Below are 14,153 nucleotides of genomic sequence, written 5' to 3'. Positions count from 1 at the left end.
CCTCCACATTAGAATAAGAAGTAACGCTGGGCGAGTGGTAAGGTTTCAGCGGGTTCACTTGTAATCTTTTCGTCATTTACGAACACTTCATATGTCTGAGGATCGACATCGAGTTTAGGTGTTGCATCATTGTTCTTCATATCAGCCTTAGTCAAATGACGAATATTATGCACTGGACGAACTTTACTTTGAAGTCCAAGTACTTGAGCAATATCATGTTCAAAGGCTGTAGTTGAGACAAAGGTCATTGATGTGCCATTGATATTTCTACCGTATTGTCCGTACATACGGCGGTATTTCATCGGTTCTGATGTCGGTATTGAGCCATTGGCATCACCGTTAACAGCTGAGTTAATGAGTCCGCCTTTAACGATTATTTCAGGTTTGACACCGAAAAATGCAGGATCCCATATCACGAGATCAGCAAGCTTACCGCTATCTATTGAGCCGACATAATCTGAAATGCCGTGGGTGATTGCTGGATTAATAGTATATTTCGCTATATAGCGTTTTATTCGTTGATTATCGTTATAATCACCGTCACCTTGCAGACTGCCACGTTGCTCTTTCATGCGGTGTGCAACTTGCCAAGTACGCGTGATGACTTCTCCTACTCGACCCATAGCTTGTGAGTCGGAGCTCACCATACTGAAGATGCCCATATCTTGCAGTACATCTTCCGCAGCAATAGTTTCTTTACGAATGCGAGAATCTGCAAAAGCGACGTCTTCAGGGATCGAAGCATTTAAGTGATGAGTGATCATAACCATGTCTAAGTGTTCGTCTATCGTATTATGGGTATAAGGTAAGGTTGGGTTCGTAGACGAGGGTAGTATGTTGGAGTATGAAGCGGATTTAATTAAATCGGGAGCATGTCCACCACCTGCACCTTCCGTATGATACATATGGAGGACGCGATCTTTGACGGCTTTCATCGTATCTTCCATAAATCCAGCCTCATTCAAAGTGTCTGCATGTAAAGCGATTTGAATATCATAATCGTCAGCTACTGAAAGAGCATGGTCGAGAGCTGAAGGTGTAGCGCCCCAATCTTCATGAACTTTCAAGCCAATCGCACCTGCATGGATTTGCTCAATTAGTGCTGTATGATTCGCAGCTTGCCCTTTGCCAGTGAAGCCTACATTTAGAGGTAATTGTTCGGCAGCTTGTAGCATGCGATGGATGTGCCACGGGCCGGGTGTCACCGTGGTTGCTTTGGCGCCTTCAGAAGCCCCAGTTCCGCCACCAATATGGGTAGTAATACCACTCTCAAGTGCCACTTCGGCTTGTTCTGGATTGATGAAGTGGACGTGTGTATCAATACCGCCTGCTGTGACAATTTTGCCTTCACCAGCGATGACATCTGTAGTTGAACCAATAATGATATCTACATGATCCATAATATCTGGATTACCAGCTTTACCTATTTGCATGATGTAGCCATTCTTCACACCGATGTCGGCTTTGACGATTTTATCGTAATCGATGATAAGGGCATTAGTGATGACTAGGTCAGCTACGTTCTTATCATCTCTCGTAACATTGGGGTTCATCGCCATGCCATCACGTATAGACTTTCCGCCACCGAATGTAGCTTCGTCTCCATATTGTGCGTAGTCTTTGTCTACGCGCGCGAATAAATTAGTATCTCCTAGTCTTACGGAATCACCGGTAGTCGGGCCATAGAGGCTCGTATATTGTGATTGCGTCATTTTAAAGCTCATTGATTATACCCGCTTTCTTTATTAGCATTTTCTGTTCCTTCGTTCTTAGCTGAGATAATTTTAGAATCCTCTTGATTATCATCATCTGTAGGTTTGACTACTCTAGACTCATCAATTTCACTGTTTATAACACCGTGGAAACCGTAAATTCTGCGTTGTCCTCCATATTCGATAAGTTGAACATCTTTCTCATCTCCAGGTTCGAAGCGTACAGCTGCTCCAGCAGGTATATCAAGATGTTTACCGTACGATTTATCTCTATCGAACTGCAATGCGGGGTTAGCTTCATAGAAATGATAATGAGAACCTACTTGTACAGGACGATCGCCTGAATTCTTAACTGTTAAACGCGTTTCGTGATGACCTTGATTAATGGTTATTTCACTATTTTTTACTTTAATATCACCAGGCTTCATCTCGTAACCTCCTTAAACGATGGGATGGTGGACTGTGATTAACTTCGTGCCGTCAGGGAAGGTAGCTTCAACTTCCATTTCAGTTAACATATCAGCGACACCCTCCATAACATCGTCTTCGCTTAATATTTGTTTACCATAACTCATGAGTTCTGCAACGCTTTTACCATCTCTAGCACCTTCAAGTAATTCGTAGCTAATGATGGCCATTGCTTCTGGGTAATTTAACTTAAGGCCTCGGGCTTGTCGTCTGCGCGCTACATCAGCAGCGATGACGAGCATCAGTTTATCTTGTTCACGTTGAGTAAAATGCACAGCATTACCTACTTTCTCAAAAAGAATAATCTATAAATAAAAATGATGTCTAATTAATATGTTAAGATTAATAAAAATCAATAACAAGAAATACGCGTTATTAAAATATTACATATAATATTAATAGTGAAAATATGAAATATGTATTACTTTATATTTGCAGCGTTATATAATAGCATTGTTTTAGAAGCTGAAATAGGAAGGTGAAGGTTTGCTAAACGTGCGTATCGTTCTGCGTAATATTTCGCAAGTACTCCTCATTCGCAATGAATGGACGGGGCTATGTATATTAGTTGGCCTTTTTATCGGCAAGATAGAAGTAGGAGTGATGACACTCATTGCCAGTATACTCGCTCTGTTCATAGCTGACGCTACCAATTATTCTGCTAGAGAGATAGAGGATGGGTTAGCCGGATTTAATCCCGTGCTTACAGCTATTGCGCTAACGCTCTTTTTAAGTGATGAATGGTATAGTTATGTCGTGATATTTATAGCTATAATCATTACTCTGCCAATTGGATCAGCCTTTAGAGAATTTCTGAAGCCATTCAGTGTCCCCATGCTAACGATGCCTTACGTGTTTATGAGCTGGTTAGTGTTACTCATGTCATTTCAGTTCGAATTTATTAATGCAGATGTCACGATATTACCGGATAAGGTACAAGAAATAACGTATTCTCATCACCCGATACATATCATACTAGCTTTTTTAACTGGGTTCAGTGAGATATTTTTGCTAAAAAGTATCGTGTCAGGTGGACTCATTCTTATTGGAATATTTATAGCATCACGGAAGACAGGTTTATATGCTATCTTTGCTAACCTCATAGGAATAAGTGTAGTGATGTTGATGGGTGCAAACCATGATCAAGTTAACCAAGGGCTCTTCGGTTATAACATCGTCTTAACAGCTATTGCTTTAGGTGTTGCATTTAAAACACGCATAAATAGGTTCATCGCTGTAGTAATGGGTGTCATCCTCACCATCATTCTGCACGCAGGTTTGACCACATTGCTTACACCATTTGGCGTGCCGGTGTTTACTTTGCCATTTATTGTGGCAACGTGGATTATGTTATTTGCTGGTTCACGTCTATAAGTGGAAACTTAGCGAAAGGCATAAAGATTAATTGTTTAGTATTAATGAATTCAGCTGCTTTAAAAAACATGGAGAACAAATAAGAGAAAGAAGGAATAATGATGAAGAAGCTTTTAGTCATTGTAGCTTCATGTCTGTTGATATTAGCGGGGTGTGGTTCAGCAAGTAAGCAAGATAGCAAGCGTACACTCAGTGTTGAGCTGCCACTAAAGACTACTTCATTAGCTCCGTATGACACTGATGTGCCAGTAAAGATAGGGGCAGTTGAGTCGCTGTTCAAAGCTACGCCGCAAAGTACAGTGAAGAAAGAATTGGTAGAATCATACAGTCAACCTTCCGCAAAAGAATTAAAGCTCAAATTAAAGAAGAATATTCATTTTCAAAATGGAAAAAAGCTTACTGGACAAGCTGTAAAAGATAGTTTAGAGCAAAGTTTGAAACAAAGTGACTTAGTCAAAGGCTCCTTGCCTATCAATCATATCAAGGCGCATGGTCAATATGTAGATATTACTACTAAACGCCCGTATCCTGAACTCAAGTCGGAACTAGCCAGTCCATTTGCTGGAATTTATGATACTCATGCAGCTAGTAATGTGAAAAATACCCCCGTAGGTACTGGGCCATATCAAATTAAACAGTACAATCAGTCTCAATCTATTCATGCAGATCGCTTTAAAGATTATTGGAAAGGTAAACCTAAAATGGCGCATGTCAACGTTACTTATCAAGAGGATGGTGACACACGGACAAGAGATCTGAAGTCGAGCAAAGCTGATGTGATATCGGATGTGCCTGTCGAAAACGTCGAGTCGTTAAAGAATGATGCGAGAACTAAAGTCTCAACTGTTTCAGGTTTCCGCACTAGTCTGCTGCTGTACAACCACACGAGTACTAAAATGACTAAACCAGTTAGAGAAGCACTCGATAAAGTAATTAATCGTAATAGCATTGCACATCACGTCTACCAAGGTTATGCGACAGAAGCAACTGGTCCGTTTAATACTAATTTAGACTTCATACCTGCTCGTCAACCCACTCAACAGGATATTAACAAAGCGAAAGCATTACTCAGCCACGAGGGATATTCTGCTAAGCATCCACTCAAGCTGAATGTCGCTACTTATAATGGTCGGCCGGAATTGCCTAAGATAGCTCAAGTGCTACAATCTGATGCGAAAAAGGCTAATATCGACTTAGATATTCGCAATGTAGATGATATTGAAGGTTATTTAAAAAATAAAAATCAATGGGATGCTTCAATGTATAGCTTTGGCACTATTCCTCGTGGCGATACGGGTTACTTCTTTAACCAAGCTTATATGCCTCATGGAGCAATCAACAAAGGCAGTTATCACAACGGTAAGATAGAACGTTTAATACAACAACTTAACACGACAGTAGATGTTAAAGCGCGTCACCACATCTCTAACCAAATCGTTCAAGCTACTAATCGAGATTATGCTAACAGTTATATAGCATATAATGACAATCTAGTAGGTATGAACGATAAAGTTGAGCATCTTAAAGCAACACCAGAAGATATCTATTTGATTGATTATAAGGTAGACAAGAAATCATGATAATGAAAAGAATACTCTCTAGAATAGGACAAATGATCATCGTATTATTTGTCCTTTCTACTATCACATTTATCCTTATGAAACTCACGCCAGGTGATCCAGTGGACAAGGTGTTGCATTTAGATGAAGCTAATGTTTCTCAAGCTCAAGTTGACGCAACGAAATCGAAACTAGGGCTAAATCAACCGATATGGTTACAATATGTGCAGTGGTTAGGGGAAATAATACACTTGAACTTTGGTAATAGCTACCAAACAGGAGAGCCGGTGTTACACGAGCTCACTTACTATGCACCACCTACTTTAACGCTTGCTCTAGGGACGATGATTGTTGTCAGCATAGTTACTATTCCGCTCGGTATGTTAGCGGCTAAATATCACGGAACAGTAATTGATACTTTAATTCGACTGTTGTCATCATTTGTAGTCAGTATCCCTTCATTTTTTATAGGTACAGTACTTATATTTTTATTTGATCAACAATTACACTGGTTGTCCTCCTCTGACTCAGCATCTCCAACTTCCTATATCATGCCCATCATAGCATTGAGCATGGGGATGAGTGCTTATTATGTAAGACTCATACGCTCAAGCCTCGTAACTCTCTATCAATCTAAAGAAGTCCGAGCTTCGCGAAATAGAGGAATGAGTGAACGCTACATTATTATGAAAGATATGTTAAAACCTACATTAATCCCAATGGTTACAATGCTTGGTATGTCGGTAGGGAGTCTGATCGGAGGCACCGTAGTGATCGAGAACTTATTTGGAATTCCGGGTATAGGTCGCTTTCTAGTGGATAGTATCCGCGCGCGAGATTATCCAGTAGTACAAGGGGCTGTTATCATGATTGGGTGCTTTGTGGTGCTAGCAAACACTTTGAGCGATTTGTTTATTCTGTGGCTAGATCCTGAACGCCGTTACTCTATCAAGAAGAGTGATGAGCATGAAACAATCAGACACGAAGGCGGTGACCTTTGATGAAACCATATATAAAACGACGACTTATTTATGTCACATGTCTGATATTTGTTTCACTCTTACTTGTTCTTCAATTAGTTGTAAGTAAACACCAAGCATTTAATGTGAATTTGAGTCAAACTTTGCTAAATCCTACGGAAACACATTGGTTAGGTACGGATGATTATGGTCGTGATCTCTTTGCTCGCATCATTATCGGAGCGCGATACACCTTACTCGTGACCTTACTTACTTTATCCCTTACTGTCATAATCGGTGTGCCCATTGGTTTAGTCTCAGGCTATCTTCGAGGACGAATGGATACTATCATTATGCGCATCATAGATACAGGTCTAAGCATTCCTGAGTTTATAGTGATGATCGCGTTAGCTAGCTTCTTTAAGCCTAGTATTTGGAATCTTGTAGTGGCTATCGTATTGATAAAATGGATGAATTACGCTCGTTTAACGCGTTCAATCGTTCTAAGCGAAGTTGATAAACCCTATGTTCAAATGGCGAAGTTTTTTTCTGTACCTCATCGCCTCATTATCTGGAGATACTGTCTTAAAAAGGCTCTACCATCGATTATAGTAATCATGACTGTGGATTTCGGTAAGATTATACTGTATATTTCATCATTATCTTTCTTAGGATTAGGTGCACAACCGCCTTCGCCGGAATGGGGCGCTATGCTTAATGCAGGACGAAATTATATGAGCTCTCATCCTATATTACTTATTGCTCCAGCTACGATGATTACCGTGACGATTATCCTATTCAATCTAGTAGGAGATGCCTTGAGAGATAACCTTTTAAAAAAAGGAAGTGGTCATCGTGAATAAGTTGTTAGAGATTAAAGGATTAGAAGTAGCAACTGCACAAGGCCAGTCGCTGTTACATCACATAGATTTGACTTTGTCTGAAGGTCAGAGCCACGTACTTATCGGTGAAAGTGGGTCAGGCAAAAGCTTAACCGCGCAGTCACTAATACATGCGCTACCGCCAGGTTTAAAGGCCGATTATCTAAGTTATAGCTTTGACCAACAAAAGGTAACAGACATCACTTCATTATTAGGTAATGAAATAGGGATGATTACGCAAGATTATATGCATAGCTTTAACTCTCATACTAAATTAAGTAAACAGCTTATAGCAATTTATCGTCAACATTATGATGTAGGGAAAAGTCAAGCTTGCCAATTTGTCACACAAGCCGTTGAGAGCGTTGAACTCTCTCCGGATATTATCGATCGCTATCGTTTCGAACTTTCTGGTGGTCAATTAGCACGCGTTCAAATAGCGAGTGTCCTCATGCTGAACCCGAGACTTATTATAGCTGATGAGCCACTGGCCTCTTTAGATGTGTTAACAGGATATAAGCTCATACGTTTGCTAGATTATTTAACTCGATTACACGGACAGACATTATTGCTAATCACGCACGATTTGACTCATGCATCACAGCATAGTGACTATGTTCATGTTATGAGGAATGGTACGATGGTTGAACATTTATCTCAAGATGATATCAAAGCAGGTCAGTTGAGTGACTATAGTGCTTATTTATTTGAGATGCGCAGTCAGTTGAAAAAGGATGATGCCAATGATTCAACTTAATGATGTTTCGTATAGTTACAAGGATAATAGCGTAGTGCGTCAAATCTCAATGCATATCGGAACTTCTGAAGTGGTCGGTATAGTAGGCGAAAGCGGTTCAGGAAAGACAACGTTGAGTAAGCTCATCCTAGGTTTGTTGCAACCCCAAGGCGGTACAGTTCGGTCTCAAACTCGAAATATTCTACCTGTATTTCAACACGCCTCTCAAAGTTTCAACCCCGAGACGAGTTTGCAAACATCTTTTGAGGAGGCTATTAAATATCATGCTAAGGGGCATAGAGAGGAGACCTGGGAGCGATTAGATGAACTCATGAGCATTATGAATCTTTCGCATGATTTATTTAGTAAAAGGCCTGATCAGGTGAGTGGGGGTCAACTTCAGAGACTGAATATCATTAGATCTATGGTATTTATTCCTGATTTATTGATCTGTGATGAAATAACTGCTCATTTGGATGTTGTAGCTGAACAGCGTATTGTTAGATTAATTCAATCTTATTTTAAACAGTTTCATAAAAGTATTATACTTATTTCTCATGATTTAGCTTTTTTACAACAACTGGTTGATCGCTTTATCGTCATGAAAGAAGGAGTGATCGTAGATCATTTTAGACGAGAAGAATTATTTAATGAGGACAGGCATGAGTATACTAAGGAATTAATTTCTGTTTACGACTATTGAATATAACGATAATCTCCTTTAATTATTGAAAAAGATTCTCAATTATCTTGAATAATATTTTATACGATGTATAATTGAAAATAAACTAAACTAATTGAAAAAGGAGTATATATATGAAAAAGTTACTCATCCCCTTAATTATTCTCGTACTCGTTCTATCAGCATGTGGAACGAGTAACAGCGATAAATCTGATAAAAAAGATATGAAGACATATAAGCAAGACGACGGTAAAAAAATAAAGGTTCCTAAGCATCCAAAACGCGTCGTTGTGCTTGGTACTACATATGCAGGTGGTTTAAAGCAATTAGATACTCACATAGTCGGTGTGGCGAATTTAGTTGATGACAGTAAAGTGTTGAAGAAAAAATTCAAAGACGTAAAGAAAGTTAATCCTGAAAAAGTAGAAAGCGTAGCTAAATTAAAACCAGATTTAATTGTTACTTATAATACAGATAAAAATCTTAAAAAGCTAAATAAAATTGCCCCAACTGTGAGTTATGATTATCAAAAACATAATTATAAAGAACAACATAAAGAATTAGGTAAATTGGTAGGTAAGGAAGATAAAGCACAACAGTGGGTAGATAAATGGGAGCAACGTACGAAGAACGATAGTAAAGAGATTAAAGATCACTTAGGTGACAATACTACAGTTTCAATTATTAAAGACTTTAATAAGAAAGTTTATGCTTTAGGTAAAACGTATGGACATGGAAGCGAAGTACTCTATGATTCATTTGGAATGAAGATGCCAGCCAAAGTTGAGCAAGAAACTAAAAAGAATGATTTAGCTCAAATTTCAGACGAAGAGATTCCAGATATGACAGGCGATTATGTCATTACACCGGTAGCACAAAATAGTAAGTTATCATTTGAAGATAAAGACTTCTGGAAAAATACTAAAGCGGTAAAAAAAGGACATAATATTAAAGTGGATGAAGGGATTTACTGGTTAAATGATCCATATTCACTAGAGTATGAACGCAAAGACCTAAAGAACAAATTATTAGGTCATAAGTAGTTGAGAGAAACTAGGGCATCATCCCGCGGTGTTTCAAACAGTTACAATTAAGCTTATAAAATATTTAAGCCAGCACTGATTAGTCGGATTTACCCTTGAGGTATGAGACTAAGTGCTGGCTTTTAGCTTTGTATTAAATTGTGAAAGCTCTAGTGTAGAAGTCAAGACAGACATTTAATGGATATCGTTGTCTTTATCCCATCATCAACACTGAATCACTTAGATTAGTGCTGTCTGTCCTCTCACTATTTTGATCCTTATCATAATTAAGGGCTCACTTAGTTGTATTAAGATCGATCTTGCTTATGCTTTTTCGAATTGTGTACACCATATACTAAGTAAATCACTAAACCAAGTATAAACCAACCGAGTGTATATAACTTAGCCTCTGAACTAAGTCCCCAGAATACGACCATTGTACTTATTAACGCAAGTACAGGTAAGACTGGGTAGAAAGGCATTTTGAAACTTGGCATTGGAATATCTTTACCTTCACGTCGACGCAGTGCAAATACACCTACTGAAACAAACATGAAAGCAATTAGAGTACCTGCTGATATAAGCTGTGCTAAGAAATCAAACGGGAATACTGAACCGATAAGTACAGCGATAATTGTAATGAATAACAATGCATTGTTCGGTAAATGCTTTTGATTCAGTCTACCTAACCAGGATGGTAGTAAGCCATCACGTCCGAAAGAATAAACAAGACGTGAACCAGCTAACATCATACCGATTAACGCTGTAAACATACCGATGACTGAAATCCCTTGAACGATAACTGCAACAATACCGAAACCACTTTGACGTAAAGCCCAACCTACAGGTTCAGCAGTATTACCGTATTCGGTATATTTGAACATACCTACAAGGACGAGAGATACAGAAACGAACAGGACCGCTGCAATGAGTAATGAGCCTATAATACCTCTAGGCATCGTTTTCTGTGGATTGATCGCTTCGGCAGAGTTGGCTGCTATAGAGTCAAATCCGATATACGCAAGGAAGATCATAGAGACACCTGCATAAATACCTTGCCATCCACCAAACGCACCGTTTTTACCTTCAACGTATTCCGGGATAAATGGTACGTAGTTCTCTGGATGAATCACAGTAAGACCTACAACAATGAACAGTAATACCGCAAAAACTTTAAGTATAACGAGTACATTTTCAACACGTGCTGCTTCTGAAACACCGTAAGCTAAGACAAGTGCTGTCACTATAATTACTAGAGCAGCAATGATATCGATAATGCCACCTTTCCCCATCGTCGTGGTCAGCATCTTAGGTAGGTGGATATTTAATGGTGAAATTAATCCTTGTAAGTTTGCTGAGAAACCTGATGCAACGAAAGCGGTCGCTATAAAGTATTCAGCTAGAAGTGCCCAACCGGCAACCCAACCGAAAATCTCACCGAAGATGACGTTGATCCAAGAGTATGCGGAACCTGCAAATGGCATGGCTGAAGACATCTCAGCGTAAGTAAAGGACACAAGACCTGCGACAATAGCTGCACAAATAAATGACAATACTACTGCTGGGCCAGTGTGTTGATAAGCCACAATACCTGGCAAAGTAAAGATAGCTGTTCCCACAATCGTCCCTACACCTAGAGCAATAACATCCCGTACTCTTAAAGTACGTTCAAGATGAGAATCTTTATCTTGATAGACTGATGGATCTTCCTTTTTAAAGATCTTTTGAGTAAACCCTCCCATGAGTAAACCTCCTAATAATTTAATTCTATTCAATTCGAACAGAGAAGATAATGTATATCATACCATATTTTATTTAAAATAGTTAGACAATTCTCAATGTTATGAAATAAATTTTTATAAAAGTATCGGTATGTATCGTAGAATGGCAGTCGTCTCTTTGAATAATGAAGGAAACGAAACGTCATTTAGCCAGGATGAGAAATACAAACTGAGATTGAAAACGCATATTTGGCTTGAATAGAGCAACCAGTTCATTGCTCAAATTGAATAGCACTACAGATTTTATCATTAATATTAAAATCGCACTACAAGTTATAAATAAGAATTGCTATAATTTATTGGAATACAGTATAAAAGGGTGATTATATGATAGAAATGGATGGAATCGTAGCTAAGATGAAGAATCAGAAGATTAACTATGATAAGGTCCTAAGAAAAATGATAAACGACTGGGAACGCAAGGGGGAACGTCCTAGTATTCTACTCCATAGTTGTTGTGCACCTTGTAGTACATATACCTTAGAATTCTTAACACAATATGCTGATGTTGCCATTTATTTTGCTAATCCGAATATACATCCCAAAAATGAATATTTAAGACGCGCTAAAGTTCAAGAGCAATTTGTGGAGGACTTTAATGAGAGAACCGGCGCACATGTTAAATATATTGAGGCACCGTATAAACCACATGAGTTTATGAAAATGGCTAAAGAACGAGGTTTAACAGACGAGCCTGAAGGGGGATTACGTTGTACAGCATGTTTTGAGATGCGATTAGAGTACGTAGCTGAAGCTGCAGTTAAGTACGGATATGATTATTTCGGTAGTGCTCTAACTTTATCTCCTAAGAAGAATGCACAGTTAATTAATGAAATAGGTATGGACGTTCAAAAGATATACGATGTAAATTATTTACCTGGAGACTTCAAAAAGAATAAAGGTTACGAACGCTCTATTGAAATGTGTAACGACTACAATATTTTTAGACAGTGTTACTGTGGTTGCGTATTTGCTGCTATGGATCAAGGTATAGACTTTAAGCAAATTAACAAAGACGCTAAAGCCTTCTTGGAACAATTCTAAAGAAGATGAGACATATAGTTTCTGTGCTCCGAGAAACCGATTATCGGCGTCCCAGAAGCAAGATTGTCGACGGGTACGCTCTCGAGTCGACAAGATTTGGAAAGCAATGTTATTAATCGTTCGGTTCTGCTTAACTCCTCAACGCTTTTATCCCGACCTCTTTAGAGCGTAGAGAAGACATAGAAAATGATTGAAATCGATCAATGTTGTCTTAATGATTTACAGCTGTGCAGCTTTTACTGATCGTTAACCGCGATTAACTTCTCGTTTCAATGTGTGAACGGGTTGGAAAATAGGGTAAGGTGTATTATCTGTAAATGTGAAGAGTAAGAAAGGTGAAATATATGATTAAGGTAATAGCGACAGATAAAGATGGAACACTATTCAAATCTGATAACACACTTGATAAAGCTTATTTCGATAAAGTCTATCAATCTATGAGAGAACACAATATTAAATTTATAGTAGCGAGTGGGAATCAACTTGCCCAATTACAATCTTTCTTCCCTAATTATAAAGATGATATCACTTACGTAGCTGAAAACGGGGCAGTCACAGTCGATGGTGGTGAATTGATTACGGCACATTATTTCCCGGAAAATACGGTAACCTCATTATTGACGTTAGCTCAAGAGGAATTAGGAGTATTTGATATCGTAGTGAGCGCGCTTGAATGTGCCTATGTTAGAGAGGATAGATCTGAAGACTTCTATCATTACGTAGATAAATATTATTATCACAAAGAACGTGTCCCTAATTTGCACCAAGTTAATGATAACCAAATTGTCAAAATTGCATTGCGCGTACCTGACAATGAAGTCGAGCGCGTAGTTAAAATCATTAAGGAGAAATTTGATTCTGTCCGCCCAGTCACAAGCGGCAACAATAGTATTGACCTTATACTAACTGAAGTGAATAAAGGACATGCACTAGCGGAATTATTAGAGAAATGGGGCTTTGAGAGTAGTGAATTACTAACATTTGGAGATGCAGATAATGATATTGAAATGTTAGAAATGACGTCGCATAGTTATGCGATGGAGTCATGTAGTGACAATGTGGCTCGTGTAGCTCAACATCGCGCGCCTTCAAACGATGATTCTGGGGTCTTGCAAGTGATTGAGTCCTATTTGAAATAAGCGATTTAGATTCAACTCCACTCGGTATGCGTACAAAATGCTGGAAATATGAATTTAGAACCCTTCCTAATCGTGCGAGGAATCGCCTAGACATGATTAAGAATATAGAGCGCGTTGCTTAAGGAGAACTACAAGGTAAAGAAGCCTCTCAGAAGTGAAAATTTCAAAGTCTATCGGACTGATTAAATCGAAGTAGAACGATGAATTAATAACTGAGGTGCACCTAATAGTTAGATTAGAACTCTAGCTATGTAAGGTGCACCTTTTTACATCCCAATATTATGCATAAGTAGGCATCGTTCAAGACGTCCGCTTCTATTGATAGCTATGAAAGAGGCACTGGGGATGTTTCGAATAGGAAGCGATCACAGTTTATTTAACGATGAGAACTGGTACGTTAGCGCTATTTGCGATTTTATGTGTGACGTTACCTAGCACATTTTTAATGTCTGGTTTCGCACGTTTATTGCTCATTACAACGATGTCGTAATTCTCTTGTTCAATTTCAGTAAGAATGCAATTTTTAATATTACCAGTGCTAAAACGGACCCTAACTTTCAAACCTAGGTCTTCTAGCTTTTGAACGAAAGGGGTCAGCGCTTCTCCTTTTTCTTCCGCTAGAGCTTCAAAGTGTTTATCTTCGTAACGTACAGAAGCTTGTAAATCAGATTCGGGTATAACATTGAAAATAGTTACACGAGCCTCGTTATTGTGTGCGGTTAAATTCTCTAATTCCTTAGGTACATTGTTAAATGAGTTATCAAAATCATACGCGAGTAAGATGTTACTATACATA

14 protein-coding genes are annotated in these 14,153 nt (G+C 38.7%); 9 read left to right on the top strand and 5 right to left on the bottom strand.

Annotated features, from left to right (window positions below):
• Positions 1–8: 8 nt before the first annotated feature.
• From ureC to N9R04_RS01660, 3 genes are read right to left on the bottom strand one after another with little or no spacing between them, the layout of a single operon-like run.
• Positions 9–1,724, bottom strand: a complete 1,716-nt coding sequence (gene ureC / locus N9R04_RS01670) for an urease subunit alpha (RefSeq protein WP_262854125.1) — start codon at positions 1,722–1,724, stop codon at positions 9–11.
• Complete coding sequence (gene ureB, locus N9R04_RS01665; RefSeq protein WP_262854122.1) at positions 1,721–2,140, bottom strand: urease subunit beta; 420 nt, start codon at positions 2,138–2,140, stop codon at positions 1,721–1,723. Before ureB ends, ureC begins: the two co-directional genes overlap by 4 nt.
• A 12-nt stretch (positions 2,141–2,152) precedes the next feature.
• The gene (locus tag N9R04_RS01660) at positions 2,153–2,455 is read right to left on the bottom strand and encodes an urease subunit gamma (protein WP_262854111.1); all 303 of its coding nucleotides are present in this window, start codon (positions 2,453–2,455) and stop codon (positions 2,153–2,155) included.
• Positions 2,456–2,666: 211 nt separating this feature from the next.
• On the opposite strand from N9R04_RS01660, the gene yut reads away from it, so the two are divergent.
• The 7 genes from yut to N9R04_RS01625 all read left to right on the top strand — a co-directional run bounded on the left by yut (position 2,667) and on the right by N9R04_RS01625 (position 9,414).
• Positions 2,667–3,554, top strand: coding sequence for an urea transporter (gene yut, locus N9R04_RS01655; protein WP_262854107.1), 888 nt, complete (start codon positions 2,667–2,669; stop codon positions 3,552–3,554).
• Between the two features lie 101 nt (positions 3,555–3,655).
• Positions 3,656–5,134, top strand: coding sequence for a nickel ABC transporter substrate-binding protein (gene nikA, locus N9R04_RS01650; RefSeq protein ID WP_373316332.1), 1,479 nt, complete (start codon positions 3,656–3,658; stop codon positions 5,132–5,134).
• Positions 5,131–6,114 carry a nickel ABC transporter permease gene (nikB, locus tag N9R04_RS01645; RefSeq protein WP_262854099.1) on the top strand — a complete coding sequence of 328 codons (984 nt, stop codon included), beginning with the start codon at positions 5,131–5,133 and terminating at the stop codon, positions 6,112–6,114. The genes nikA and nikB overlap by 4 nt, the downstream gene beginning before the upstream one ends.
• Positions 6,114–6,935 carry a nickel transporter permease gene (gene nikC, locus N9R04_RS01640; RefSeq protein WP_262854094.1) on the top strand — a complete coding sequence of 274 codons (822 nt, stop codon included), beginning with the start codon at positions 6,114–6,116 and terminating at the stop codon, positions 6,933–6,935. Before nikB ends, nikC begins: the two co-directional genes overlap by 1 nt.
• Positions 6,928–7,710: an ATP-binding cassette domain-containing protein gene (locus tag N9R04_RS01635; protein WP_262854091.1), complete on the top strand. Its 783-nt coding sequence runs from the start codon at positions 6,928–6,930 to the stop codon at positions 7,708–7,710. Before nikC ends, N9R04_RS01635 begins: the two co-directional genes overlap by 8 nt.
• Positions 7,697–8,392, top strand: coding sequence for an ATP-binding cassette domain-containing protein (locus tag N9R04_RS01630; RefSeq protein WP_262854088.1), 696 nt, complete (start codon positions 7,697–7,699; stop codon positions 8,390–8,392). Before N9R04_RS01635 ends, N9R04_RS01630 begins: the two co-directional genes overlap by 14 nt.
• Positions 8,393–8,505: 113 nt before the next feature.
• The gene (locus N9R04_RS01625) at positions 8,506–9,414 is read left to right on the top strand and encodes an ABC transporter substrate-binding protein (protein WP_262854086.1); all 909 of its coding nucleotides are present in this window, start codon (positions 8,506–8,508) and stop codon (positions 9,412–9,414) included.
• 287 nt (positions 9,415–9,701) lie between these two features.
• Here the strand turns inward: N9R04_RS01625 and N9R04_RS01620 are convergent, their stop codons facing one another.
• Positions 9,702–11,135: an APC family permease gene (locus N9R04_RS01620; RefSeq protein ID WP_262854081.1), complete on the bottom strand. Its 1,434-nt coding sequence runs from the start codon at positions 11,133–11,135 to the stop codon at positions 9,702–9,704.
• A gap of 366 nt (positions 11,136–11,501) precedes the next feature.
• Here N9R04_RS01620 and N9R04_RS01615 point away from each other — a divergent pair, with 366 nt between their 5' ends.
• A complete protein-coding gene (locus N9R04_RS01615; protein WP_262854075.1) occupies positions 11,502–12,218 on the top strand; it encodes an epoxyqueuosine reductase QueH in 717 nt (238 codons plus the stop codon).
• 344 nt (positions 12,219–12,562) lie between these two features.
• Positions 12,563–13,357, top strand: a complete 795-nt coding sequence (locus tag N9R04_RS01610) for a Cof-type HAD-IIB family hydrolase (protein WP_262854372.1) — start codon at positions 12,563–12,565, stop codon at positions 13,355–13,357.
• 372 nt (positions 13,358–13,729) lie between these two features.
• On the opposite strand, the gene N9R04_RS01605 is transcribed toward N9R04_RS01610, so the two are convergent.
• Complete coding sequence (locus N9R04_RS01605) at positions 13,730–14,152, bottom strand: universal stress protein (RefSeq protein WP_262854072.1); 423 nt, start codon at positions 14,150–14,152, stop codon at positions 13,730–13,732.
• Position 14,153: the final 1 nt, after the last annotated feature.

It is taken from the genome of Staphylococcus marylandisciuri (assembly GCF_025519785.1).
GTDB lineage: Bacteria > Bacillota > Bacilli > Staphylococcales > Staphylococcaceae > Staphylococcus > Staphylococcus marylandisciuri.
This window is presented reverse-complemented; position numbering and strand designations above follow the sequence as displayed.